Source organism: Bordetella saccharivorans (assembly GCF_045862855.1).
GTDB lineage: Bacteria > Pseudomonadota > Gammaproteobacteria > Burkholderiales > Burkholderiaceae_B > Bordetella_A > Bordetella_A petrii_F.
The window spans coordinates 2,146,203-2,169,579 of record NZ_BAAFZO010000001.1 but is presented as its reverse complement, the minus strand read 5'-3'; the positions used below and the strand labels follow the sequence as shown (position 1 = coordinate 2,169,579).

The following is a 23,377-nucleotide window of genomic DNA, read 5'->3' as shown; positions in this document are numbered from 1 at the left end:
TATTTGGACGAATGTATAGCGGGGCGCGCGGCCAGGCAAGCCGCAGACAGGAAAAGGGCCGCTAGGCCGCTGCGGCGGCGTGGCCGCGCCGGGCGCAGACCGGGCATTCCGGGTCGCGCTGCACATTGACGCTGCGCCATTGCATACTGCGCACGTCCAGCCACAACAGGCGGCCGGACAGGCTTTCGCCGACCCCGGCCAGCAGTTTCAGGGCCTCGGCCGCCTGCATGGCGCCGATGATGCCGACCAGCGGCGCGAATACCCCCATGGTGGCGCAATTGGCGTCTTCGACTTCGTCGGCCTCGGGAAACAGGCAGTGGTAGCAGGGCGCGTCGTCGCGGCGCAGGTCGTAGACGCTGACCTGGCCGTCGAAGCGGATCGCCGCCCCCGACACCAGGGGCTTGCGGTGTCGCACGCAGGCACGGTTGATGGCATGCCGGGTAGTGAAATTGTCGGTGCAATCCAGCACCACGTCGGCGGCCGCCACGGCATCGTCCAGCCGCGCGCCGTCCAGGCGCTCGACACGCGCCGTCACATGGGCTTCGGGGTTGTAGGCGGCCAGCGTATCGCGGCCCGATTCGGCCTTGGGGCGGCCCACGCTGGCGTCCTGGTGCAGGATCTGGCGCTGCAGGTTGCTCAGCTCGACCACGTCGTCGTCCGCCAGGGTGATGTCGCCCACCCCGGCGGTGGCCAGGTACAGCGCGGCCGGCGAGCCCAGCCCGCCGGCGCCGATGATCAGCACCCTGCCGGCCAGGAATTGCTCCTGGCCTTCGATGCCCAGCTCGTCGAGCAGGATGTGCCGGGCGTAGCGCAGCAGTTGCTGGTCGTTCATTGGCCCTTGGCGGGTTCGACTCCGGACGGCGTGATGGTCATGCGCTCGGGCGCGCCGGCGCTGGGCTTGGCATTGGCCTTGGCCTGGGCGCGGGCGCTGCCCTTCTCGACCGGGCGGCCGGCCAACAGGTTGAGCGCCTGCTTGAGCTGGAAGTCGTCCTTGCCGCCGAACTCGAACATCTTGGCCGGCAGCGGCGGCGCTTCGGGATCGAGCGTGGACTTGATCTCGTCGCCCTGCTTGTTGGACAGGTGGCGCTGCAGGTCGGCTTCGCGCGGCAGGCGGAACAGGTCGCCCTCGGCGGTGTCGGCCACGACGTAGTCGGGCTCGATGCCGGTGGCCTGGATGGAGCGGCCGCTGGGCGTGAAATAGCGCGAAGTGGTGAGCTTGACCCCGGTGTCCTGGCTGAGCGGCAGGATGATCTGCACCGAGCCCTTGCCGAACGTACGGTTGCCCAGCACCTTGGCGCGCTTGTGGTCCTGCAGCGCGCCGGCCACGATCTCGGAAGCCGAGGCCGAGCCGACATTGACCAGCACCACCATGGGCACGGTCTTGACCCAGCCGGGCAAGCCGCTCAGGTAGTTGCCTTCGCCGCGCGCATATTCGGACGGCGTGGCCAGGTACTTGTGGCGCGAATCGGCCGTGCGGCCATCGGTGGACACGACCAGCACGTCGGGCGGCAGGAAGGCCGCCGACACGCCGATGGCGCTGGTCAGCAGGCCGCCCGGGTCGTTGCGCAGGTCGAGCACCAGGCCCTTGGGCGCGCCCTTGGCGCCCAGTTCCTTGAGTTGGCGGGCTAGGTCGGCGCCGGTCTTTTCCTGGAACTGCGCGATGCGCACGTAGGCCACGCCGTCGTCCAGCATCTTGCTGCGCACGCTGCGCACCTTGATGATGTCGCGCACGATGTGCACCACGATGGGCTGCGGGTTGTCGGCGCGCATGATGGTCAGGTTGATGGGCGTCTTGGGCGCGCCGCGCATCAGCTTGACCGCTTCGTTCAGCGACATGCCCTTGGTGGGCGTGTCGTCGATCTTGATGATGAGGTCGCCCGCCATGACGCCGGCGCGCGCGGCCGGGGTGTCCTCGATGGGCGAGATGACCTTGACGAAGCCGTCTTCGGCGCCGACCTCGATGCCCAGGCCGCCGAATTCACCCTGCGTGGTGGTCTGCATTTCGCGGAAGGCGTCGGCGTCCAGATACGCGGAATGCGGATCCAGGTTCGACACCATGCCGGAAATGGCGTTGTTGATGAGGGTCTTGTCGTCGACCGCCTCGACGTAGTTGTTCTTGATGGCGGCGAACACGTTGCTGAGCTGCCGGAGCTCGTCGAGCGGCAAGGGGCTGCCGCGCTGGGCGAGCGCCGAGACGCCCACGCTGAGCAAGATGCCCGCCACCGCGCCGATAGCGACCAGACCGAAACCACGAAACTTGCGAGTGCCCATGCACACTTCCTGATTTTGATACCCGGCTACAGAGCCAGCCACTGGGCCGGATCCACCGGGGCGCCACGATGGCGAATCTCAAAGTATAGGCCCGATTCCACCTGCCCGCCCGTGGCGCCCACCGTGGCGATGGCGTCACCCGCGGCGACCGGGTCCCCGACCTGCTTGAGCAGGCTCTGGTTATAAGCGTACACGGTCATGTACTGCTTGCCGTGGTCGACGATGATCAGGTTGCCGAACCCGCGCAGCCAGTCTGCATAGACCACCGTGCCGGGCGCCACGGCCTTGACCGCCGTGCCGGCCGGCGCGCGCAGCACGATGCCGCGCCAGACGCCGCCGTCGGGGCGGTCGACCCCGAAACGCCCCTGTACCGTACCACGCACCGGCACCGGCAGGCCCTGTCGCAACCCGTTGCCCCCGCCCGGCGGCGGCGCCGCGCGGCGCGGGGCCGGCTGGCGGGCGGATTCGTCCTCGGCCGGCTCCTCGGCCTGCGGGGCGGGCGCGCGGGATTGCGGCGGCGGCGCGGCGGGCCGGTCTTCCGGCCTGGCCACGCGGGCATCGCCCGGGCCGGCAGGGCGCAGCCCGGCCGCGTCCGGGTCGGCCAGCGCCACCGGGCCGTCGTCGCGCCCGGTTTCGCGGCCGCGCGCGGCGGCCTCGACCTGCTCGCGCGCCTGGGCGGCGTCGCGCGCCTCGGCATCGCGGCGGGCCTGGGCGGCCTGGCGCGCCGCCGCGGCCTTGCGTTCGGCCTCGGCCTTCTGGCGGGCTTCCTCGGCCAGCCGCGCCTCCTGTGCGCGCCGCACTGCCTCGGCGCGCAGGCGCGCTTCCTCGGCGCGGCGCGCCGCCTCGGCCTGCTCGGCAATAGCCTTTTCCAGGTCGCCGATCAGGTTCGACAGGCGGCTGTCGTCGCGCCCCAACTGGCGCGCCTCGGCGCGCTGCGCGGCGATCTGTCCCTCGAGCTGCGCCAGCAGCGTGGCCCGCTCTTTCTGCTGGGCCACCAGTTCAGTCTTCTGCTCGGCGGTCTCGGCCGCCACTTTCTGGATTTCGTCGCGACGCACGTCGGCCTGGGCCTGCAGGGCCGCCAGGCGGTCCAGGTCCTGCCGCAACGCCGTCACGGTCTGGGCGCGGGCGCGCGATACATAGCCCAGGTAGCCCAGGTTGCGCCCCAACTGCTGCGGATCGTCGCCCGAGAGCAGCGCCGTCCAGGGCGACAGGCCGCTGGCGTATTGGGTGCGCAATTGATCGGCCAGTTCGCCGCGGCGCTGCTGCAGCGCCTGCTGCTGGACGCCGATCTGCTGCTCCAGGCTGGCCAGCTCGGCTTCGGCGCGGCGGTTGGCGTCGGCCAGCTCGCGCAGCCGGCGGTTGATGCGCGAGATCGCCGATTCCGATTCCTTCAGCGCGTCGGCCGCTTCCTTGCGGGCGGCCTCGCGCGCGTCGATTTCCTTCTGCAGCGACCCGATGCGGTCGCGCAGCGCGGCCTGCTGCTTCTCGGCCTCGGACTGGCGATCGGCCAGGTCCGATGCGGCCGCGGCGGCCGGCCACGGCGACGCCGCCAGCACGGCCATCAACAGCACACCTGCCGCAAACCGCATGAATCAGTCCTTTTTCGCCTTGCCCTGGGCCGCGACCGCCGCCATGGCGGCCTCGATTTCCGCGGCATCGCCCAGATAATAATGGCGGATCGGGCGCAACGCGTCATCCAGTTCGTAGACCAGCGGCTGGCCGGTGGGGATGTTCAGGCCGACGATATCGTCATCGGAGATGTTGTCCAGGTGCTTGATCAGGGCGCGCAGGCTGTTGCCGTGGGCCGCCACCAGCACCCGGCGGCCGGACCGGATGGCCGGGGCGATCGACTCGTTCCAGAACGGCAGCACGCGCGCGACCGTGTCCTTCAGGCATTCGGTGGCCGGCAGCTGGTCGGCCGGGATCTTGGCGTAGCGGCTGTCGAAGCGCGGATGGCGCTCGTCGTCCAGGGCCAGCGGCTCGGGCGCGATGGCATAGGCGCGGCGCCAGACCAGGACCTGCTCGTCGCCGTACTTGGCGGCGGTCTCGGCCTTGTTCAGGCCCTGCAGGCTGCCGTAGTGGCGCTCGTTCAGGCGCCAGCTGATCCCCACCGGGGTGTACATCGCGTCCATGGCGTCCAGCGCGATCCAGAGGGTGCGGATGGCGCGCTTGAGCACCGAGGTGTAGGCCAGGTCGAATTCGTAGCCCTCTTTCTTGAGCAATTCGCCCGCCTTGCGGGCCTGCTCGCGGCCGGTGTCGGTGAGGTCGACGTCGGTCCAGCCGGTGAAGCGGTTTTCGAGGTTCCACTGGCTTTCGCCGTGACGCATCAGTACGAGTTTGTGCATGATTCGGGGCCGCGCGGGGCGGGATCAGGGTTGAAGAATGCGGTCATTTTATAATTGTGCGATTTTGCCCGTGTTTCCCCGGCAGACCGGCCCATCGCCCCCCATGGGCGGGCCCCGCCGGGGTTGCCGTTTCAAAGCCAGGCGCCGCGCCGCGCGCAGGCCCGCCGCATCTCAGGAACCTCCGTGGATCTTCTGCAATTCTTGCTCGACAAAAACAACATCTTCATCGTCGCCGTGGCGCTGGTGTCCGGCGTCATGCTGGCCGTGCCGGCGCTGCGCAAGGGCCGCAGCGGCGGGGGCATCAGCACCTCCGAAGCCATCCAGATGGTGAACCAGCGCCAGGCCGTGTGGGTCGACGTGCGCCCCGCCGAGCAATTCCGCGCCGGCCACATCGCCCAGGCACGCAGCTTGCCGGCGGCCGAGGTCGAGCAAAAAGCCGGCTCCCTGCCCAAGAACAAGCCGCTGGTGCTGGTGTGCGAAACCGGCCGCGATGCCACCCGCATCGCCAGCCGCCTGCGTTCGCAAGGTTTTGCCGAAGTCGCCGTCATGGAAGGCGGCATGCGTGCATGGTCGTCCGCCGGCCTGCCCGTCACCCAGAAATCCTGACCCGGAGCCTCCGCATGAGCAAGGTTGTCATGTATTCCAAGGATTATTGCCCCTACTGCGCGCGCGCCCAGGCCCTGCTGAAGCAGCGCGGCGTGGCCGACCTGGAAATCATCCGCATCGACCAGGACCCGTCGCAGCGCGACGTCATGATCGAGCGCACCGGCCGGCGCACCGTGCCGCAGATCTTCATCGGCGACAAGCACATCGGCGGCTGCGACGACCTGGTCGCGCTGGACCGCGCCGGCGGCCTCGAGCCGCTGCTCAACGCCTGATCGCGGCGCGCCGCCGCATTCTTCTTTTGTCCACCCTACTACCCGGAAATTCTCATGGCTGAACAGGACCAAAACACCCAGCAGGCAGGCGGCGACGCGCCTTCGTTCAATCTGCAGCGCGTCTACCTGAAAGACCTGTCGCTGGAAATGCCCAACGCGCCGCACGTGTTCCTGGAACAAGAGCAGCCGCAAGTCGAGGTCAGCATCAACGTGGGTGGGCAGCGCCTGGCCGAGACGGTGTTCGAGTCGACCGTCACCGCCACCGTGACCACCCGCATCAACGACAAGGTCCTGTACCTGGTCGAGGGCACCCAGGCCGGCATCTTCGAACTGGCCAACATCCCGGCCGAGCAAATGGACGCGCTGCTGGGCATCGTCTGCCCCACCATGCTGTACCCCTACCTGCGCGCCAACGTGGCCGACGCCATCACCCGCACCTCGCTGCCGGCCCTGCACCTGGCCGAAGTGAACTTCCAGGCCCTGTACGAGCAGCGCCTGGCCGAACTGGCCCAGCAGCAACAGGGCGGCGCCAACGGCAACGACTCCGGCATCATCCTGCCGCCGGGCACCACCCGCCAGTAACCCGACAGGCCTGCCCATGACCTCGCTGCCCGCCCCGCTGAGCGTCGCCGTGCTGGGCGCGGGCAGCTGGGGCACGGCGCTGGCCGCCGTGGCCAGCCGCCGCCACCGCGCCGTGCTGTGGGCGCGCGATGCCGCCCAGGCCTCCGCCATGGCCGACGCTCGCGAAAATGCGCGCTACCTGCCGGGCGTCGCCCTGCCGGACGCCCTGGCCGTCACCAGCGACCTCTCGGCGGCGCTCGCGCCGCTTGCGGCCGACCCCGCGCGCGCCCTGATCATCTTGGGCGTGCCGGTGGCCGGCCTGGATGCCACCTGCCGCGAACTGGCGGCGCGCCTGCCCGCCCTGGGCCTGGCGCAAGCCCCCGTCGTCTGGACCTGCAAAGGCTTCGAAGCCGACACCGCCCGCCTGCCCCACGAAATCGTCGCCGAAGCGCTGGCCGGCATGCCGGGCAGCGCCGGCGGCGTGCTGTCGGGCCCTTCGTTTGCCCGCGAAGTCGCCCAGGGCTTGCCGGTGGCCCTGACCATTGCCAGCACGCTCGAGCCCGTGCGCGAAGCCACCACCCGCGCCCTGCATGGCGGGGCGGTGCGCGTGTACGCCAGCACCGACGTGGTCGGCGTCGAGGTCGGCGGCGCCCTGAAAAACGTCATCGCCGTGGCCTGCGGCATTGGCGACGGGCTGGCGCTGGGCACCAATGCGCGCGCCGCCCTCATCACCCGCGGCCTGGCGGAAATGACCCGCTTCGGCGTGGCGCTGGGCGCCCAGGCCGAGACCTTCGCCGGCCTGACCGGCCTGGGCGACCTGGTGCTGACCGCCACGGGCGAACTGTCGCGCAACCGCCGCGTGGGCCTGGAGATCGGCGCCGGCCGCAAGCTGGCCGACATCCTGGCCAGCGGCATCACCGCCGAAGGCGTGCGCTGCGCGCGCGCCGCCCTGCAGCGCGCCCGCGCGCTGGGCGTCGAGCTGCCCATTACCGAAGCGGTGTGCGCCGTGCTGTTCGACGGCGTGGCGCCCATGACCGCCGTCTCCGCGCTGCTGGCGCGCGAAGCGCGGCTCGAGACCTGAAGAACGACCAACAACAACCGCGTCATTAGCGAGACAACCCAAGGAGCCCCCGTCATGTCCACAGCCCGTCCGTCCCGGGCCGGCGCGCTGCTGCGCCGCCTGTTCCTGGCCCTGGCGGCCGCCACGCTGCTGCCGGCCGCCGCCCATGCCGACTGGCCCGAGCGCGCCATCCACATGGTGGTGCCCTTCCCGCCCGGCTCGTCGCCCGACCTGCTGGCCCGCACGATTGCCGAGCCGCTGGCGCAGGCACTGGGGCAGCCGGTGGTCATCGACAACAAGCCGGGCGCGGGCGGCAATATCGGCACGCGCCTGGTGGCCAAGGGCACGCCCGACGGCTACACCCTGGTGTACACCATCAACGGCCCGCTGGTGACCGCGCCCACGCTGTACAAGAAGACGCTGGGCTACGACCCGCTGAAGGACCTGGCGCCCATCACGCTGGTGGCCACCAGCCCCAACGTGCTGACCGTGCCGGGCAACCTGCCGGTCGAGGACGTGGCCGGCTTCGTGAAGCTGGCGCGCGAGAAGAACGGGGCGCTGAACTACGGCTCGGTGGGCCCGGGCAGCTCCGCCCACCTGGCGATGGAGATGTTCAAGAACGACGCGCGCATCGACCTGGCGCATATTCCCTATTCGGGCTTTCCGCAGGTGATCAGCGCCATCATCGGCGGCGACGTGCAGGCCGGCTTCATGGTGCCGGCGATTGCCATGCCGCAGGTGCGCAGCGGCAAGGTCAAGGCGCTGGCGATCACCAGCCTGGAGCCCAGCGACGCGCTGCCGGGCATTCCGACCATGGCGGCGCAAGGCTATCCCGGCTTCGAGGCAATATCCTGGAACGCCATCCTGGCGCCGGCCGGCACGCCGGCGCCCATCGTCGACCGCCTGAACCGCGAGCTGGCGCGCATCATCGACAGCGAAGCGGTGCGCAAGCAACTGGCGCAGCAATACTTCACGCCCGCGCCGTCGAGCCCGCAGGCGCTCACCGAGCGGATCCAGACGGAAAAGGCGCGCTGGGATGCGGTGATTGGGCGCTTGAAGCTATCGCTGGATTGATCGCGGCGGCGGCGTTCTTCTGGCGTCGGGCCGTGCGGGCAGGGAGTGGCGGGGCTTCACGGGGCCAGCCGGGCGCCCAGCGCGCCCGGCACCGCGTCGTCAACCTCGTCAGCCTGCGGCTTCCTTCGGTTTCCCTCGCTTGTCCCCGAGGCGCCCCGCCACTCCCTGCCCGCACGACCCGACTCGCGATGACGCGGATTGTCGCGATGCTGGGGCGGGTGGTGTTCTTGCGCTTGTAGGCGGGCGCGTTTTAGGCGGAAGGGTCTTGCAGGGCCGCGTCAGCCAGCCGCCCTGCGCGGCTGGCTGACGCATTCCGGGTTCGGATGGCCTTGTCTTGCGGTGCGCGGCTGGAGCAGCCCGAAGATCGATCAAGGTGGCGAGGTAGGCGCCGGGGTCGGCGCCGGCGTGCCGTTGTCGCCGCTGCCGCTCGTGGACGGCGCGGCCGGGGTGGGTGGCTGGGCCGGCGGGTTGCCCGAGGCAGGTTGGCGTTGGCCGGCGTGGGCCGGTGCCGTGGTTCCAGGCCGCGCCGGCTGCGTGCCTGAACTGCCGGTTGCCGGCTTGGCCGTGCCGGCGTCAGGCGCCCGGGGTTGTTGGCCCGGCGTGGTGCCGGCGTCGATCGCGGCCTGGGCAGAGGCCAGGTTGCGCGCCACTTGTTCGAAGAAGCCTTCGTAGAATGCGCCGCGCGCGATCGTTTCGCTGGAGGTCTTGACCAGCGAATCGTCGCTGGCCCCCACCGGCATGGATACCGCGCCCAGCACGCTCAGGCCCACGCTGGCCGAATTGCTCGACTTCTTGATGGTGTACAGCTCGCGCAGCGCGCTGGCGTAGACCACGGCGCCGCCGCTGCCAGTAGGCGCGCAATCGACATTGAAGACGATCTGCGCGTGCTGGTTGTCGTTTTCCTGGTCCTGGTAGTTCTTGTGCCCGCTGACCCGGTTGGGTTCGGCCTTGTCGATGATGTAGCCCTGGCCCAGCAGCGAACGCCGTCCCGCTTCGCAGGCCGCCTGGCTGGAGCCGGCGAAATTGCGGGAATACGTGTCCCGCTGGGTGAAGGAATCGCGTTCGTCGATCGGCGGCGTGGCCGCGCAGGCGGCCAGCAGCATCAGCGAGGCCAGCAGGCCGGCCCGGGTTGCGAACCGGGAGTACTGTGCAGGCATGAACGGGATAGGCGTAAAACGCATGAGCGCCCTCCGGCCAATGATGAAAAAACCATTATTTCCGATCCTCGCGCCGGGGCCTGATTCCAAGCGTATACAGGTCGCTATGTTTGTTACCAGATGGCTCCAGCCGGATGGCAGCCAATGCCGCCAGCCGGGCGGCGTGGCCTTTCAGCACTGCAAGGCCTGCGCCTCGATGCGCAGCGCCTGCAAGAAATGCAGCAGCGCCGGCGCGGGCTCGACCTGCCGGCGCCGTACCACCCCCACCGTCGGCATGGCCCAGTCCGGCTTGAACTTGAGCACGGCCAGTATGCCGAGCGCGGCGTAGTGCTGGGCCACAGCGCGCGGCATGGCGGCCAGCATGTCGCCGTCGCGCAGGAAGACTTCGTTGGCCAGCAACGATACCGACTCTATGACCGGCGCCTGCAGCGCCAGCCCGGCCTGCGCGAAATAAGCGTCGATACGCTGCCGTAGCGGCGCTTCGGGCGGCGGCAGGATCCAGGCCTGGCGCGCCAGCGCGGCGGGTGTGATGCGGGTGGAGCGGGCCAGCGGATGACCGACGCGCGCCACCACCAGGATCGGTTCGTCGTACAGCACTTCAGTAGTGAAGGACGCCTGCGCCGCGCCCGCCCCCAGCCGGCCCAGTACACAATCCAGCTCGCCACGCGCCAGGCTGGCCAGGAGCATATCGTGCGAGCCCTCCTGCACCAGCACGGTCACACCGGGATATTCGGTCCGCAGCCGGCGCGCCGCGCGCGGCAGCAGCACGGGCAGGGCCACTTGCTGTACCCCCACGCGCAACCGGCCGGCCGCGCCGGCGGCCAGCGCGACCAGCTCGTCGCGTGCCCCCGACAAGTCGGCCAACAGCACATCGGTGCTGCGCGCCAGCGCGTGCCCGAACGCGGTCGGCACGATGCCCCGGCGCGAGCGGATGAACAGCGGCACGCCGAACATGTCTTCGAGTTCCAGCAGCAGTTTGCTGGCGGCCGGCTGCGTCATGCCCAGGCGTGCGGCGGCCTTGTGCACACTGCCCTGCTCGCGCAGCGCCGCCAGCAGATTCAGGTGGCGCAGGCGCAAACGGCCGTGGATATGGCCGAGGCCGGGGATGCGGGTGGAGTCGGGCATGGCCAGTGATTCCCAAGAGTTATCACAACATTCTAATAATTGATTAGAAGGTATGCACCGCACTCCTATACTGGTCCGGACATCCGGTAATTGTCAGAGGGACCATCCATGAAGATCACCATGCTGGGCACGGGCGCCGCCCTGCCGGATCCGGACCGCGGCCAGTCGGCCATCCTGCTGACGCTCGATGATGACAGGCACTACCTGTTCGATTGCGGGGAAGGCGCCACGCGCCAGATGGTGCGCGCCAATGTCGATCCCGCCAAGGTCGGCTTCGTGTTCCTGACACATCTGCACCACGACCATATCTGCGACTACCCCTACTTCGTGATCTCGAGCTGGATGCTGAACAAGACAGGCGCCCCGCTCGTGCTGGGACCGAAGGGCACGCGCCATTTCGTCGACCACCTGTTCGAAGAAGGCGCCTACCGTACCGACTTCCAGGCGCGAGCCGCCTATCCGGCGCGGCAGTCCAACCTGGAAGCCATGCGTCCGGAAGTGCGCGAAGTGCGGCCGGGCGTGGTGTTCGAGGACGACAAGGTCAAGATCAGCGTGGACTGGGTCGAGCACATTCCGCGCGAGATCTGCGAGTGCTTCGGCGTGCGCGTCGAGGCCGAAGGCAAGGTCGTCGCCTTCAGCGGCGACACTGCGCCGTGCGACGCCATGGTACGGCTGGCGCAGGATGCCGACCTGCTGATCCATGAATGCACGTTCCCCGAATCGTTCATCGCGCATCGCGCCAAGACCGGCGTAGGCACCTATGCGCATACCAGCCCCACCGACCTGGGCCGGATCGCCCGGCGGGCCAACGTGAAAAGCCTGGTGGCCACGCACTTCGGCCACTTCGACTCGACCAGTCCGGTCATCAAGCGCGCCGCCGCCAAGCACTTGCCGGTGGAGCTGATGGGGCCGCACTTGATGGACGAAATCGTGGCCGACATCCGCCAGCATTACCAGGGTCCCCTGCGGCTGGCTCACGACCTGATGCGCATCGACCTCTAGCGCCGTCGACACCGCGGGCCTGGCCCGCGCCACTTTGCGGAGAAGCATCATGCGGTTGCGACATCAAGCCTTGTCGATCCTGCTGGCGATCTGCTGGTCCATGGCCGCCGGCGCGGCCTACCCGGATCGCCCGATCCGCATCGTCCTGCCGTACGCGCCCGGCGCGGCCGGCGACGTTGCCATGCGCCAGATCCAGCCGCTGCTGGAAAAGCGCCTGGGCCAGCCGGTCGTGCTCGACTATCGCAGCGGCGCGGGCGGCAACATCGGCGTGCAGGAAGCCGTGCGCGCCAGGCCGGACGGCTACACGCTGGTGCTTGGGGCAACCAACAACTTCGTCATCAACCAGTACTTGTATCGCGGGCTCGGTTTCGACCCGCTGCGCGACCTGGAACCGGTGGGCAAGCTGGTCGATGTGCCAGCCTTCGTCTACGCCGCCGGCGCGGTGCCGGCCGGCACGCTGGCACAGTTCCGCGACTATGCCCGCGCCCAGGCAGGCAAGCTGAACTACGGATCGCCCGGCATGGGCACCACGCCGCACCTTTCCGCCTATCGGCTGGTCAAGGCGCTGGGGGCCGAGATGACACATATCGCGTATCGCGGCTCCGCGCCGGCCGTGCAGGCCTTGCTGGCCGGCGAGATCCAACTTTACATCGGCGGCTACAGCGTGGCCGCGGCCTTCCTGCCGCAAGGCAAGTTGCGCGTACTGGCAGTGGCCGCGCCCGAGCGCTTTGCCGCGTTGCCGGATATTCCCACCACCGCCGAAGCCGGCCTTCCGGATGCCGTGAAGAGCAACTGGTGGGCGTTCGCCGCGCCCAAGGGCACGGATCCGCAAGCCATTGCCCGCTTCTCCGACGCGCTGCGCGAAGTGCTGGCCCTGCCCGAGGTGCGCCAGGCATACCTGGCCAACGGCTTCGTGGCCGGGCCTGGGACGCCCGCGGCATTGCGGGCCGAATGGATGCGCGAAGCGCCGCAGTGGGAGGCCATCGTGCGCGAGTCGGGCGTGGTGCTGGACAATTGAGCGGCGCGCCCGCTACCCCCAACGGCCTGCGCCGGTCAATCGGCGGCCCCGCCAGCGAATTCGGCGCGGATTTTCTCGGTATGCTCGCCCAAGGCGGGAATGGCGCGATATTGACGCTCGTCTCCCCGCACAATTGCCGGCGGCGCGACAAGCGCCACTTCCCCCGCTGCCGTGGGAACGGAAATCCTGCGCAAATGGGGATGGGCCGTCAATTCCTCTACGCCATTGACTTGCGCGAACGCCACTTGCGCGGTCCGCATTCTCTGGCGGACCTCGTCCGCGGACAAACCCGCGAGGATCGCCTTGATTTCTCGGTCAAGCCGCTCGCGGTTCTGGACGCGCAGCATATTGGTGGCGTAGTCCGTGGCATCTACCAAATCGGGCCGCTCCAGAACCTGCGTCGCAAAACGCCGCCATTCGCCGTCATTCTGCACCCCCACGAGAATGGCCTTTGGCTCGCCCAGTTCGCCGCCCACTTCATAAGCGCCATACGGAGCTATGGTCGGGTGGGCCAAGCCGACCCGGGGCCACACCGTCCTGGCATAGTCGTAGTGCAGCAGCGGGACTGTCATCCAGTCGCACATCGAGTCGAACAATGACACATGAATAGCGCTACCCTGCCCCGTCCGCCCGCGCTCCAGCAACGCCTCCAATATCGCGGCGTGCGCATACATGCCCGTTCCGACATCGCATGCTGAAATACCGATCCGTCCCGGCGCTTCCGGCGTACCGGTAACCGACGCAATGCCGCTCTCCGCTTGCACCAGCAGGTCGTATGCGCGCATTTCGGCGTTCGGCCCTTGTTCGCCATACCCGGTGATATCGCAGGTAATCAGGCGCGGGTGGAGCTGACGCATTTTCTCCCAGCCGAACCCGGCGCGCGCGGCCGCCCCGGGGCCAAGATTCTGGATCAGTACGTCGGCTTTGGCGATCAGCCTTTGCAACAGCGCAGCGTCCTCGGGCTGGGTGTAGTCCAGCACCACGGATTCCTTGCCGCGATTGAGCCAGACGAAGTAGGTACTGTCTCCATCAACCGCGTTGTCATAACCACGGGCGAAATCCCCCTGTGGGCGCTCTATCTTGATGACCCGCGCGCCCGCGTCTGCCAGGCGGCTGGATGCATAGGGCGCGGCCGCGGCTTGCTCCACGGCGACAACAGTTATTCCTTCAAGCGGGTATCCCATATTCGACTCCACCTTCCCGATTCGTGTTCCTGGGCAACTGATGCGATTGCCCAGCTATCGCCCTTCGTCCGTTTGTCCGCCCCCATGCGGCTCGCCAAGCAGGTCGCCATTGTGTTCCCCCAGCATCGGGGGCCCAAGCCTGACCGACCCAGGCGACGCGGAGAACCTGAGTGGCACGCCCGGCATCACCAGCGGCCCTTCGGTGGGATGATCGAGCGTCTGGAAGAACCCGGCGTGCTTCAGGTGGGCATCCTCGCGCAGATCGTCCATGCCGTGGATCGGGCCGGCGGGCACGTCGGCGGCCTCGAGCATTTCCAGCCAGCGGGATGAGGTATGGCGGGCCAGTCCCTGTTCTATGATCTCGTACAGTTCGCCGATGTTCCGTATGCGGTTGCCCAGCGTGCTGAACCTGGGGTCGTTCGCCAGCTCCGGGCGTCCTATCAAATCGAACAATCGGCGCCACTGGCCGTCAGTGTTGGCCACCAGGCTGATATACCCGTCCTTCGTCGCAAGCGGCCGGTGATGCGAGCTTTGCACCCGCGAATAACCGCGCCACCCCGGCCGGGAGCCGTCCGCCGCGGCGAACACGCCATCCGCCAGGTGCTCCAGCAAGTTGAATGCGGTCATCGTCTCGAACATCGGCACTTCGACTTTCTGGGCCTGGCCGGTTCTTTCCCGGTGCAGCAATGCGGTCGTGATGGCATGCGCCAGGTACACGCCACACAGTTTGTCAGATATGAGGGCAGGCCAATACGACGGCGTCCCCGTGGCCGCCGCGTTGATGCCGGCGACCCCGCTCAGGCCCTGGATCACGTCGTCGTACGCGGGACGGTCGAAGTAGTCGCCGCCAGACCCGAAACCTTGGGCGGATGCATGGACCAGGCGCGGGAACTCCGCCGCCAGCGCTTCGTATGCCAAGCCCAGGCGCCGCAGCGCGGCGCTGCGCATGTTGTGGACAAACACGTCGGCGGTCGCGAGCAGCCGGCGCAGGTCTTGCCTGCCGGCGTCCGATTTCAAGTCCAGCACGACACTGCGTTTGTTGCGATTCAAGTTCAGGAAGAACGAGCCCATGCCAGGGTTGTGGCTCGCGCCGATCCCCCGCGTGGGATCGCCTTCCGGCGGTTCGATCTTGATGACATCGGCGCCCATATCCCCCAGCATCTGGGTCGCCACCGGCCCGAAGACAAAATTCGAGGCATCGATTACGACAATGCCCGACAATGCGCCCTTGCCCTCCATTGAGTTGCTCCTATGCGGCACTGTTGACGTCCGTGCCGGCGGCCTGTTCCCGGGCCGCCTTCAGCACATCGCTGCCGATGATGATCTGTTGAACCTCGGTGGCGCCCTCATAGATGCGGAGCGCGCGTATGTCCCGATACAACCGTTCGACGGTCGCCCCCAGCCGGACCCCGGCCGCCCCATGCAATTGAACGGCCGAATCTATGACGAACTGCGCCGCTTCCGTAGCCTCCAGCTTGGCCATGGCCGCCTCGCGGGTAATGCGCACACCCTGGTCGCTCAGCCACGCGGCCCGGTACACCAGCAACGCGGCGGCATCGGTCCGGGTGGCCATCTGGGCGATCTTCGCCTGCGCCAGTTGCATGGCGGCCAGCGTCGCGCCGAACATATGGCGATCATTGGCGCGCGCCACCGCGGCATCCAGGGCGCAACGGGCAAAGCCCAATGCCGCCGCGCCCACGGACGTGCGAAAGACATCCAACGTGCGCATGGCGAGCTTGAAGCCGTCGCCCGCTCCGCCCAGCAAGCTGGCGGCCGGAACCCGGCAGTCCTTGAAGCGGATGCGCGCCAGCGGATGGGGCGACATCACGTCGAGCCGTTCCACGACCTCGAACCCCGGCGTGCCGGCGTCAACGACAAACGCGCAGATGCCCTTGGATCGCTCCGAGCCCGGCATCCGGGCGAACACCACATAGAAGTCCGCGATGCCTCCGTTGGATATCCACGTCTTTTCTCCATTCAGCACATAACCGTCACCGTCCGGCCGGGCAACACAGGACATCCCGCTCACGTCGGAGCCCGCCTCCGGCTCGGACAGGGCGAACGCGGCGATACGCTTGCCGGCGGCCACCTCGGGCAGGTAGCGGGCGCGCTGCGCCGGCGTTCCCGCCAACGAAATCGCCCCCGAGCCCAGCCCTTGCATGGCGAAGGCAAAATCCAGCAAAGCATGACGCCGCGCCAATGACTCGCGCGCCACGCAGATCGACCGGCAGTCCAGCCCGCCAGCATCTGTTTCCCCCGTATGCACGCACAGGCTCAGAAAGCCCGCCTCGCCCAACTCGCGGACGATCTGGCGGCACGCGTCGTCCACTGCCCGTCTCGACGGTTGGGGATCGCCCAGCGCGGGCAATTGCAGCCTGCCGGCCCAGGCGTGCAGCGTGGCCGCCAGCGTGGCGTGTCGAGTCTCGAAAAAAGGCCACTGCAGATGTTCCTGGCCGCGCACACCCGGCTGCATGTCATGTCTCCCAGCCACTGGACAAATAATAATGATACGTCGTAGTATTAATTTAACGTACTTTGCCGCGACGTGCCACTCTCCCTTCATGTGGGCCGGTTCGCAGCGGCGCCGGGAAATTCGGGAGAACAGTCTTGGGTAGAAAACGCGAAATAGGCACGCCCATCGGCGACGAAAAACAGTCCGCCATTCTTGACGCCGCGGCCGCGGTTTTCATGAAGCAAGGTTTTGCCGCCACCTCGCTGGACGATATCAGCGACAACTACGGCGCCTCCAAGGGGATCATCTATTACCACTTCCGCAACAAGACCAAGCTGTTCTTTGCGGTCCAGCGACGCGCCATGGAGCTTACCCGGGAAGCCATATCGGGCATCGCGACAGGCCCCGGCACGCCCCGCGAGCGCCTGAAGGCCATGGCGGTCGCCCATACGTTGTTGATGATGGAACACCTGGATTATCTACGTGTTGCGGCCCAGGGCCTGGAAATGCACCTGAGCGGCCGCACCACCGAGGAAGAGCGGCAGGAAATATCGAGCATCACCGCCCTGCGTGACGGCAACGAAAGGCTCTATCTGGACGTCATCGAACAAGGCGTGCGCAGCGGCGAATTCCGCAATGTCAATGCCAGGGTCGCGGTCAAGCCGCTGCTCGGCGCATTGAACTGGACATCGCGCTGGTATCACCCGCGCGACGGCGAAACCCGCGCCGACCGCATCCTGCTTGCGGAAGAGATCGCCAATTTCGCAGTGCATGCGCTGCTTCCCGAACGTGTGCTGAAGTCGGTCAAATGAGCGCGAAGATTCTTGTCGAGAAGAACGGTCCGGTCACCACGATCATTATCAATCGGCCGGAGGTCAGGAATGCCCTGGATCGCGAAGCCACCGCTGCGCTTGGCGAAGCCGTGCACGCTTTCGAAGCCGACGCCACCGCCCTGGTCGCCGTGCTCTACGGCGCCGGCGGCAGCTTTTGCTCCGGCGCCGACCTGAAAGAGCTCGCGAACGGCGTCGTCTACGAGGCGTGGGCGGGCGCCGACGGCCCGCTGTCCCGGCCGGCCGCCAAGCCGATCATCGCGGCGGTGTCCGGACATGCCTGCGCGGGAGGCCTGGGCTTGGCGCTGTGGTGCGACCTGCGAGTGGCCGAGCGTTCCGCCTCCTTTGCCGTGCTGTCGCGCCGCTGGGGCGTGCCGATGAGCGACGGCACGACCGTCCGCCTTCCCCGCTTGGTCGGTATGAGCCGCGCGTTGGATATGCTGCTGACCGCGCGGATCGTCCCGGCCGATGAAGCATTGACGATGGGCCTGGCAAACCGCGTGGTCGAAGACGGCAAGGCCCGAGCCGAGGCGGAGGCCCTGGCGCACGCCATGTGCCAATTCCCCCCCATCGCCATGGCTTCCGACAGGGCTTCCGCGTATCACCAGGAGGCCCTGTCCCTGGCCGAGGCATTGGTGGCCGAGAACGAGTACGCCAGCAACGCCAAGGCCCGGGAAGCCGTCCATGGCGCGGCCCGTTTCGCATCTGGGGATGGGCGTCACGGGAAACTCAAATGAAGGCCGTCGTCGTTGAAGATTACGGGTTGGACCATGCGCGATTGGCCGACGTGCCGCCGCCGCCGGTCGGGCCACAGGACATTCGCATCAAGGTTTGTTCGGCCGGCGTCAGCTTCGCCAATCTGCTGGCGATCGAAGGCAAGCACCAGAATCGGGCCGACCCGCCCTTCACGCCTGGCACGGAGGTGGCCGGCATCGTGCTCGAGCGGGGCGCGCGGACCTCGCTTTTCAAGCCCGGCGACCGCGTGGTCGCCGGTGTACGGAGAGGCGGCTTCAGCGAAGAAGTAGCCGCTCCGGAGTGCAATGTCTTCGCGCTGCCGGCTGATGTGTCGTTCGACGCCGCCGTGCATTTCCCGACCATCTATGCCACGGCTTACGCGGCGCTCAAGTGGCGCGCCCGGCTGGCCCCCGGCGAGACGCTCCTGGTCCATGGCGCCGCCGGCGGCAGCGGCCTGGCCGCGATCGAGCTGGGCAAGGTCATGGGGGCAACGGTCATCGCCAGCGCCGGCAGCCCTGAAAAGCTGCGCGTGGCGGCCGAACACGGCGCCGACATCTGCATCGACTACAGCGCGAACGGCTTCCGCGACATCGTGCTCGCCAAGACCGACGGCCGCGGCGCCGACGTCATCTTCGACCCGGTAGGGGGCAAGGCCTTCGAGGAATCGCTCCGGTGCATCGCCCCCGAAGGGCGCATCATCCCGATGGGCTTCGCCAGCGGAATCATCCCATCCGTTCCGGCCAACATCGCCCTGGTCAAGAACATCACTGTGGTCGGCCTCTACTGGGGCTACTACATGGGCTGGGGCCGGCAAGCGCCGCCAGCCGGCATGCCGGCGCGCGTCCGGAAGGCATTCCAGGAGATGCTGGAGTGGACGTCATCCGGCCTGCTGAATCCCAGAACACAATCGGCCTATCCGTTGGCCGACTTTCGCCAGGCGCTGCAGGCCCTGTCCAGCCGCAGCGTCATTGGAAGAAGCGTGCTCAACCCATAGAAAAGCAGGCATAACCGCCAGGAGAAACAGGGAGACATCATGAAGAAGTTACTTCTCACACTCGCCGCGGCCACGTTGTCGTTCGCAGCCATGGCGGGCGAAGCGCAGGCGACCTATCCGGACAAGCCGATAAAGCTCATCGTGCCCTATCCGCCAGGATCGGGCACGGATACGGTCGCGAGATATACGGCCCGCCGCCTGGAAACCTCGCTGGGACAACCCATCGTCGTGGAAAACCGCACCGGTGGTAATGCGATCATTGCCGCGCAGGCCGTCATCAACTCGCCTTCCGACGGCTACACGCTGCTCTGGGCTGCGAACGGGCCCGTCACCACCAATGTCGCGCTATACAAGAAGCTTCCGTATGATCCACTGGCCGATCTCGCGCCCGTAGCGCGAGTGGCCTATTCACCGATGGGGCTGTTCGTGCCGGCGAACTCCCCCTACAAGACGGCGACCGAGCTACTGGATCGCACCAAGAGCGATCCCATGACGCTCAACTATGGAAGCGGCAGCGCCACTTACAACATCGCAACCGAATGGCTGCTCTCCATCGCGGGTGGCCGCGCGGCCGCCATCAACTACAAGGGATCGGCGCCGACCATCGCCGACGTGGCGGGCGGCCAAGTCGACTTCACGATCGTGGAGCTCAGTGCCGCGCTACCGCTGGTGCAGGCTGGCAAGGTCAAGATCCTTGCCGTGACGTCCGAAAAGCGCATGCCTTCGCTCCCCGACGTTCCCACGCTGCAGGAGCTCGGCTACGGCGATTTTTTCCAAGTGGCATGGTGGGGCGTGTTCGCGCCGCGATCCACTCCGAAAGGGGTGATCGACACGATGGAGAACGCCCTGTTGAGCATTTACTCAGACGCAGAAAGCAAAGCTTATCTGGACCAGAACAACTTCAGCGCATTCACGGCCGATGCCCAGGAACTGCGCCAATTCCAGGAGTCCGAGATCACGCGTGAAGTCAGTCTGGTCCAGAAGTTCGATATTCCGCAACTCTAGGGCGTACAGGCTGGCGGGGCCGGTTTCAGCGGCCCCGCGGGATCGCCGACGACACGCCCGATCTTCAATATCGGATAAGTGTCGAGCGACGCGTCCGCCCCGCCCTTCAACTCAACGCAATCCCCCCATCCACCCGCAGATCCACCCCGGTAACGAAGCTGCTGTCGTCCGAGGCCAGGAACAGCGCGGCGCGGGCCAGTTCATCGGATCGCGCCAGCCGCCCCAGCGGAATGGCGGCCGCCATGCCCTGGTCGAACGCCGGCCGGTCGGCTTCGGCCACCCCCAGCTTGGCGAGGATGGGAGTATCGGTGGGGCCGGGGCTCAAGACGTTGACACGGATGCGCCTGGCCGCGAACTCCAGCGCCCAGGCGCGCGCGAAAGCGCCGATGGCCGCCTTGGAGGCCGCGTATACCGCGTGATTCTCCAGCACCTTCGCGCTGGCGATGGAGCCCGTGAGGATGATGGAGGCGCCGTCGCGCATCAGCGGCAAGGCCTTCGTGACACCGAAGAACACGGCCCGCGTGTTGGTGTCGAACTGGGCGTCGTAGCTGGCCGCGCTGACGGCCGGAGACGGCTCGATCTGGTTCATGCCGGCATTGGCCATGTAGATGTCGATGGCGCCGCAGCGCTCGCGCACCTCGGCCACCAAGCGATCATGCGTGGACAAGTCGGCAACGTCGCCGACCACGCCGAAAGCCGCGGGCCCCAGTTGCGCCACCGCGGCGTCGACGGCCTGCTGCCGCCGCCCGAGGATGGCCACTCGCGCGCCTTCTTCCACGAAAGCCCGGGCGGCGGCCAGGCCGATGCCGCTGTTGCCCCCGGTGACGACGGCGGTCTTGCCTGAAAGCCTGTTCATATACGTTCCCATCATTGGCGTGGCGGAGGGTTGCGAGCGGCGCTCAGTAATCCCAGATCACCGGCACCCAGCGAAACGCCCCGCCGTCGACGGCGACCCGACCCACCGATGGGAACGGCAGGTGGGCGGCCACCAGCAAGCCACGGTTCTGCGCCAGCTCGTGGAACAGGCGCATCCGCACGCGGGCCGATTCCTCGGGGTCGTGCTCGAAGCCGTTGTGCCATTCGGGATGGTCGAAGCCCACCGGAAACACGGCGTCGCCGGCAAAGGTCAGGCGTTCGCCGCCCGAGACCAGGTCGACCACGCTATGCCCGGGGGTATGGCCGCCGGTCATGCGCACGACCACCCCCGGCGCGACCTCGTGCCTGTCCTTGAAGATGCGCAGCCGGTCGCGATACTCGTTGTAGAAGCTGGTGGCGGTGGCGCGCAGCACATTGGGCACCGGCTTGGGCATCACCGTCTGCGAGAAATCCGGCGAGGTCCAGAATTCGACTTCGGTGGCGCAAACGTGGATGCGCACATCCGGACGCAGGCGCTCTTTCACGCCGGCGACCAGCAGGCCGCCGACGTGATCCATGTGCATATGGGTAATGATCACGTCCGTCACGGACTCCAGCGCAATACCGGCGGCCGCCAGCCGCTGCGGAAACTGCCCGGCACGCGGGAAGCCCGGGAACTGGCCGCCCAGGCCCGCATCGATGAGAATGGTCTGGTCGCCGCTGCGGGCCACCATCACGTTCAGCGGCCAGTCGAACGCATCCGGCGGCATGAACATGTGGTCCAGCCATTTGGCCAGGTCGGCCGGGTCGGCATTGGTGGCCATTGTCGCGGTGGGCAGCGGCAGCACCCCGTCGCTGATCACCAGCGCATCGATCTCGCCGATGCTGACGGCGTAACGGGAGGGCACCAGGTCGGGCGCTGTCTGGGTGCGAGGCTGCAGAGTATCTTCTACGGAAAGCATGGCGGAATCTCCGGATGAGCAACAAGGGGTCGACCGGGCCGGTCGGCCAGGGCACGACGGGGTGGGTGCGTCTCAGGCCTGGGCGCGGATGAAAGCGAGCAGGTCGGCGTTGACGCGGTCCTGCAGGGTGGCGGTGAGGCCGTGCGGCGCGCCCGGGTAGTAGATTTCGCTGGCGCGCTTCACCAGCCGCGCCGCCTTCCTGGCGGAGTTCCGCACCGGCACAATCTGGTCGTCATCGCCGTGCATAAACAAGGTCGGCACGTCGATTTTCTTCAGGTCTTCGGTGAAATCCGTCTCGGAGAACGCCTTGACGCATTCGTAGGCGTTCTTCTGGCCGCTTTGCATGCTCCACAGCCAGAACTGGTCCAGCAGGCCCTGTGACACCGTGGCGCCGTCGCGGTTGGCGCCGTAGAACGGAACGGCCAGCTCCTTGTAGAACTGCGAACGATCGCCCGCCACGCCGGCGCGGATGCCATCGAAGACATCCATGGGCAGGCCGTCGGGGTTGGAGGCCGACTTCACCATCACCGGCGGCACCGCGCCGATCAGCACCGCCCGAGCCACGCGCTGGCTGCCGTGGCGGGCGATGTAGCGCACCACCTCGCCGCCGCCGGTGGAATGGCCGACCATGGTGATCTGCCGCAAGTCCAGCGCCTCGATCAGCTGCGCCAGGTCATCGGCGTAGCCATTCATATCGTTGCCGGACGACGGCTGGGAGGAACGGCCGTGGCCGCGGCGGTCGTGCGCGATGACGCGAAAGCCATGGCGCGCCAGGAAATGCATCTGCCCGTCCCAGGCGTCCGCATTGAGCGGCCAGCCATGGGAAAAGGTGACGACCGGGCCATCGCCCCAGTCTTTGTAATAGATCTGCGTGCCGTCCTGGGCGGTGAAGGTATTGCGGGTCATGGGCGTGCTCCGGTTGGGGTGGGCGTTGCGTCGCGGGTGGAAACGATGGATGCATCGTAGGATCGACGCCGCGCAAGCGGTAGGCACGCCGGGGGAAGCACGCTGTTGTGCTGGGGGAACCAATGGTGATGGGTGGCGGGCGCGTGCATTTCGCGCCCGACGCCATGCCCGCGATACGCCGCAGGGGCCGGGCACCCACAGGTGAACCGGCCCCTGGCCGCCAGTGCATGAGCGCAGCCTACAAAGGCGCCGCCCCGACCGAAAGGCCGCCGCAGGCGTACAGCGTCTGGCCGGTCACGAAACGGGCGTCGCCCGACAAGAAGAAGGCAATGACGCCGGCAATGTCTTCCGGCTGCCCCAAGCGCCGCAACGGCACGCGCTGTTCGAGTTCATGGCGCTGCCGGGTGTCCATGGGGTTGTTGCGGCGATATAGCTCGGTCATGACAGGACCGGGCGCCACCGCGTTGACAGTAATGCCATGAACGCCCAACTCCAGTGCCCAGGTGCGCGTGAAACCCAGCAGGCCGCTCTTGGCCGCCGCATAGGCCGTGCGCCGCGGCATGCCCAGCGCGGCGCGGCTGGCGATATTGACGATGCTGCCCTGGCCGCTACGTATCATTGAAGGCAGGCAGGCCTGCACACACTGCATGGGCGCGCGCAAGTTCACCGCCAATAAGCGGTCCAGTTCGTCGGGCGAGGTTTCCGGCAGCGTATGCGAGGTCGTCAAGCCCGCATTGTTCACAATGCTGTCGATCTCGAACTTCGCCACAATGCGGGCGAGCACCTCCGCCGTGGCCTGGGTATCGGCCAGGTCGGCATGGAAGAAATCACCCGGGAACGCCTCCCCGGGCGCGCTGCGAGCCAGGCCGACCACGAGATGGCCGTCGCGCGCCAGGCGCTGGGCGGTCGCCAGGCCGATGCCACGGCTGGCACCGGTAATCAAGGTAATACGCGGCTTCACGA

24 protein-coding genes are annotated in these 23,377 nt (G+C 67.7%); 11 read left to right on the top strand and 13 right to left on the bottom strand.

Annotation, left to right across the window (positions count from 1 at the left end; translation table 11 throughout):
- Nucleotides 1-61: 61 nt before the first annotated feature.
- From ACKTT0_RS10435 to gpmA, 4 genes are read right to left on the bottom strand one after another with little or no spacing between them, the layout of a single operon-like run.
- A complete protein-coding gene (locus ACKTT0_RS10435) occupies nt 62-832 on the bottom strand; it encodes a HesA/MoeB/ThiF family protein (protein WP_407849839.1) in 771 nt (256 codons plus the stop codon).
- Complete coding sequence (locus tag ACKTT0_RS10430; RefSeq protein ID WP_407849838.1) at nt 829-2,271, bottom strand: S41 family peptidase; 1,443 nt, start codon at nt 2,269-2,271, stop codon at nt 829-831. Before ACKTT0_RS10430 ends, ACKTT0_RS10435 begins: the two co-directional genes overlap by 4 nt.
- 26 nt (nt 2,272-2,297) lie before the next feature.
- Nucleotides 2,298-3,860, bottom strand: coding sequence for a peptidoglycan DD-metalloendopeptidase family protein (locus tag ACKTT0_RS10425; RefSeq protein ID WP_407849837.1), 1,563 nt, complete (start codon nt 3,858-3,860; stop codon nt 2,298-2,300).
- Between the two features lie 3 nt (nt 3,861-3,863).
- A complete protein-coding gene (gpmA, locus tag ACKTT0_RS10420; RefSeq protein WP_407849836.1) occupies nt 3,864-4,616 on the bottom strand; it encodes a 2,3-diphosphoglycerate-dependent phosphoglycerate mutase in 753 nt (250 codons plus the stop codon).
- Nucleotides 4,617-4,799: 183 nt separating this feature from the next.
- Between gpmA and ACKTT0_RS10415 the strand changes: the two genes are divergently transcribed.
- The 5 genes from ACKTT0_RS10415 to ACKTT0_RS10395 are packed head-to-tail and all read left to right on the top strand — an operon-like array spanning nt 4,800 to nt 8,189.
- Nucleotides 4,800-5,222: a rhodanese-like domain-containing protein gene (locus ACKTT0_RS10415; protein WP_407849835.1), complete on the top strand. Its 423-nt coding sequence runs from the start codon at nt 4,800-4,802 to the stop codon at nt 5,220-5,222.
- 14 nt (nt 5,223-5,236) lie between these two features.
- Nucleotides 5,237-5,494 carry a glutaredoxin 3 gene (gene grxC / locus ACKTT0_RS10410; protein ID WP_407849834.1) on the top strand — a complete coding sequence of 86 codons (258 nt, stop codon included), beginning with the start codon at nt 5,237-5,239 and terminating at the stop codon, nt 5,492-5,494.
- Between the two features lie 54 nt (nt 5,495-5,548).
- Entirely contained in the window at nt 5,549-6,076 is a 528-nt protein-coding gene (gene secB / locus ACKTT0_RS10405) for a protein-export chaperone SecB (protein ID WP_407849833.1), read from the top strand.
- A gap of 16 nt (nt 6,077-6,092) precedes the next feature.
- Nucleotides 6,093-7,136 (top strand): NAD(P)H-dependent glycerol-3-phosphate dehydrogenase, encoded by a 1,044-nt coding sequence (locus ACKTT0_RS10400; RefSeq protein WP_407849832.1) that lies wholly within the window; start codon nt 6,093-6,095, stop codon nt 7,134-7,136.
- Between the two features lie 54 nt (nt 7,137-7,190).
- A complete protein-coding gene (locus tag ACKTT0_RS10395) occupies nt 7,191-8,189 on the top strand; it encodes a Bug family tripartite tricarboxylate transporter substrate binding protein (protein ID WP_407849831.1) in 999 nt (332 codons plus the stop codon).
- 368 nt (nt 8,190-8,557) lie between these two features.
- On the opposite strand, the gene ACKTT0_RS10390 is transcribed toward ACKTT0_RS10395, so the two are convergent.
- Complete coding sequence (locus tag ACKTT0_RS10390; RefSeq protein ID WP_407849830.1) at nt 8,558-9,370, bottom strand: DUF2242 domain-containing protein; 813 nt, start codon at nt 9,368-9,370, stop codon at nt 8,558-8,560.
- A 147-nt stretch (nt 9,371-9,517) separates the two neighbouring features.
- Complete coding sequence (locus ACKTT0_RS10385; RefSeq protein WP_407849829.1) at nt 9,518-10,471, bottom strand: LysR family transcriptional regulator; 954 nt, start codon at nt 10,469-10,471, stop codon at nt 9,518-9,520.
- A 108-nt stretch (nt 10,472-10,579) separates the two neighbouring features.
- Between ACKTT0_RS10385 and ACKTT0_RS10380 the strand changes: the two genes are divergently transcribed.
- Both ACKTT0_RS10380 and ACKTT0_RS10375 read left to right on the top strand, forming a co-directional pair.
- Nucleotides 10,580-11,473 (top strand): MBL fold metallo-hydrolase, encoded by an 894-nt coding sequence (locus ACKTT0_RS10380; protein WP_407849828.1) that lies wholly within the window; start codon nt 10,580-10,582, stop codon nt 11,471-11,473.
- 49 nt (nt 11,474-11,522) lie between these two features.
- Nucleotides 11,523-12,491, top strand: coding sequence for a Bug family tripartite tricarboxylate transporter substrate binding protein (locus ACKTT0_RS10375; protein WP_407849827.1), 969 nt, complete (start codon nt 11,523-11,525; stop codon nt 12,489-12,491).
- Between the two features lie 35 nt (nt 12,492-12,526).
- Here the strand turns inward: ACKTT0_RS10375 and ACKTT0_RS10370 are convergent, their stop codons facing one another.
- The 3 genes from ACKTT0_RS10370 to ACKTT0_RS10360 are packed head-to-tail and all read right to left on the bottom strand — an operon-like array spanning nt 12,527 to nt 16,148.
- On the bottom strand, nt 12,527-13,675 hold the full coding sequence (locus tag ACKTT0_RS10370) for a CaiB/BaiF CoA transferase family protein (RefSeq protein WP_407849826.1): 1,149 nt from the start codon (nt 13,673-13,675) through the stop codon (nt 12,527-12,529).
- A 54-nt stretch (nt 13,676-13,729) separates the two neighbouring features.
- Nucleotides 13,730-14,914: a CaiB/BaiF CoA transferase family protein gene (locus ACKTT0_RS10365; RefSeq protein WP_407849825.1), complete on the bottom strand. Its 1,185-nt coding sequence runs from the start codon at nt 14,912-14,914 to the stop codon at nt 13,730-13,732.
- A gap of 10 nt (nt 14,915-14,924) precedes the next feature.
- Nucleotides 14,925-16,148, bottom strand: a complete 1,224-nt coding sequence (locus ACKTT0_RS10360) for an acyl-CoA dehydrogenase family protein (protein ID WP_407849824.1) — start codon at nt 16,146-16,148, stop codon at nt 14,925-14,927.
- A gap of 134 nt (nt 16,149-16,282) precedes the next feature.
- On the opposite strand from ACKTT0_RS10360, the gene ACKTT0_RS10355 reads away from it, so the two are divergent.
- From ACKTT0_RS10355 to ACKTT0_RS10340, 4 genes are read left to right on the top strand one after another with little or no spacing between them, the layout of a single operon-like run.
- Entirely contained in the window at nt 16,283-16,939 is a 657-nt protein-coding gene (locus ACKTT0_RS10355; protein ID WP_407849823.1) for a TetR-type transcription factor C-terminal domain-containing protein, read from the top strand.
- On the top strand, nt 16,936-17,694 hold the full coding sequence (locus tag ACKTT0_RS10350) for a crotonase/enoyl-CoA hydratase family protein (protein ID WP_407849822.1): 759 nt from the start codon (nt 16,936-16,938) through the stop codon (nt 17,692-17,694). The genes ACKTT0_RS10355 and ACKTT0_RS10350 overlap by 4 nt, the downstream gene beginning before the upstream one ends.
- Nucleotides 17,691-18,686, top strand: a complete 996-nt coding sequence (locus ACKTT0_RS10345; protein ID WP_407849821.1) for an NADPH:quinone oxidoreductase family protein — start codon at nt 17,691-17,693, stop codon at nt 18,684-18,686. The genes ACKTT0_RS10350 and ACKTT0_RS10345 overlap by 4 nt, the downstream gene beginning before the upstream one ends.
- Nucleotides 18,687-18,725: 39 nt before the next feature.
- Nucleotides 18,726-19,691, top strand: a complete 966-nt coding sequence (locus tag ACKTT0_RS10340; RefSeq protein ID WP_407849820.1) for a Bug family tripartite tricarboxylate transporter substrate binding protein — start codon at nt 18,726-18,728, stop codon at nt 19,689-19,691.
- Between the two features lie 106 nt (nt 19,692-19,797).
- Here ACKTT0_RS10340 and ACKTT0_RS10335 read toward each other — a convergent pair whose 3' ends face one another.
- The 4 genes from ACKTT0_RS10335 to ACKTT0_RS10320 form a co-directional block, all read right to left on the bottom strand.
- Nucleotides 19,798-20,547: an SDR family NAD(P)-dependent oxidoreductase gene (locus tag ACKTT0_RS10335; RefSeq protein ID WP_407849819.1), complete on the bottom strand. Its 750-nt coding sequence runs from the start codon at nt 20,545-20,547 to the stop codon at nt 19,798-19,800.
- Between the two features lie 43 nt (nt 20,548-20,590).
- Nucleotides 20,591-21,508 (bottom strand): MBL fold metallo-hydrolase, encoded by a 918-nt coding sequence (locus ACKTT0_RS10330; RefSeq protein ID WP_407849818.1) that lies wholly within the window; start codon nt 21,506-21,508, stop codon nt 20,591-20,593.
- Nucleotides 21,509-21,580: 72 nt separating this feature from the next.
- Nucleotides 21,581-22,414: an alpha/beta fold hydrolase gene (locus ACKTT0_RS10325; protein WP_407849817.1), complete on the bottom strand. Its 834-nt coding sequence runs from the start codon at nt 22,412-22,414 to the stop codon at nt 21,581-21,583.
- A 238-nt stretch (nt 22,415-22,652) separates the two neighbouring features.
- Nucleotides 22,653-23,375: an SDR family oxidoreductase gene (locus ACKTT0_RS10320; protein ID WP_407849816.1), complete on the bottom strand. Its 723-nt coding sequence runs from the start codon at nt 23,373-23,375 to the stop codon at nt 22,653-22,655.
- Between the last annotated feature and the right edge of the window lie 2 nt (nt 23,376-23,377).

Bases quoted from the DNA above. Each gene is read 5' to 3' on its own strand.
- ACKTT0_RS10435 (WP_407849839.1), bottom strand. From the start codon at position 832: ATGAACGACCAGCAACTGCTGCGCTACGCCCGGCACATCCTGCTCGAC.
- ACKTT0_RS10430 (WP_407849838.1), bottom strand. From the start codon at position 2,271: ATGGGCACTCGCAAGTTTCGTGGTTTCGGTCTGGTCGCTATCGGCGCG.
- ACKTT0_RS10425 (WP_407849837.1), bottom strand. From the start codon at position 3,860: ATGCGGTTTGCGGCAGGTGTGCTGTTGATGGCCGTGCTGGCGGCGTCG.
- gpmA (WP_407849836.1), bottom strand. From the start codon at position 4,616: ATGCACAAACTCGTACTGATGCGTCACGGCGAAAGCCAGTGGAACCTC.
- grxC (WP_407849834.1), top strand. From the start codon at position 5,237: ATGAGCAAGGTTGTCATGTATTCCAAGGATTATTGCCCCTACTGCGCG.
- secB (WP_407849833.1), top strand. From the start codon at position 5,549: ATGGCTGAACAGGACCAAAACACCCAGCAGGCAGGCGGCGACGCGCCT.
- ACKTT0_RS10400 (WP_407849832.1), top strand. From the start codon at position 6,093: ATGACCTCGCTGCCCGCCCCGCTGAGCGTCGCCGTGCTGGGCGCGGGC.
- ACKTT0_RS10395 (WP_407849831.1), top strand. From the start codon at position 7,191: ATGTCCACAGCCCGTCCGTCCCGGGCCGGCGCGCTGCTGCGCCGCCTG.
- ACKTT0_RS10390 (WP_407849830.1), bottom strand. From the start codon at position 9,370: ATGCGTTTTACGCCTATCCCGTTCATGCCTGCACAGTACTCCCGGTTC.
- ACKTT0_RS10385 (WP_407849829.1), bottom strand. From the start codon at position 10,471: ATGCCCGACTCCACCCGCATCCCCGGCCTCGGCCATATCCACGGCCGT.
- ACKTT0_RS10380 (WP_407849828.1), top strand. From the start codon at position 10,580: ATGAAGATCACCATGCTGGGCACGGGCGCCGCCCTGCCGGATCCGGAC.
- ACKTT0_RS10375 (WP_407849827.1), top strand. From the start codon at position 11,523: ATGCGGTTGCGACATCAAGCCTTGTCGATCCTGCTGGCGATCTGCTGG.
- ACKTT0_RS10370 (WP_407849826.1), bottom strand. From the start codon at position 13,675: ATGGGATACCCGCTTGAAGGAATAACTGTTGTCGCCGTGGAGCAAGCC.
- ACKTT0_RS10365 (WP_407849825.1), bottom strand. From the start codon at position 14,914: ATGGAGGGCAAGGGCGCATTGTCGGGCATTGTCGTAATCGATGCCTCG.
- ACKTT0_RS10360 (WP_407849824.1), bottom strand. From the start codon at position 16,148: ATGCAGCCGGGTGTGCGCGGCCAGGAACATCTGCAGTGGCCTTTTTTC.
- ACKTT0_RS10350 (WP_407849822.1), top strand. From the start codon at position 16,936: ATGAGCGCGAAGATTCTTGTCGAGAAGAACGGTCCGGTCACCACGATC.
- ACKTT0_RS10345 (WP_407849821.1), top strand. From the start codon at position 17,691: ATGAAGGCCGTCGTCGTTGAAGATTACGGGTTGGACCATGCGCGATTG.
- ACKTT0_RS10340 (WP_407849820.1), top strand. From the start codon at position 18,726: ATGAAGAAGTTACTTCTCACACTCGCCGCGGCCACGTTGTCGTTCGCA.
- ACKTT0_RS10335 (WP_407849819.1), bottom strand. From the start codon at position 20,547: ATGAACAGGCTTTCAGGCAAGACCGCCGTCGTCACCGGGGGCAACAGC.
- ACKTT0_RS10330 (WP_407849818.1), bottom strand. From the start codon at position 21,508: ATGCTTTCCGTAGAAGATACTCTGCAGCCTCGCACCCAGACAGCGCCC.
- ACKTT0_RS10325 (WP_407849817.1), bottom strand. From the start codon at position 22,414: ATGACCCGCAATACCTTCACCGCCCAGGACGGCACGCAGATCTATTAC.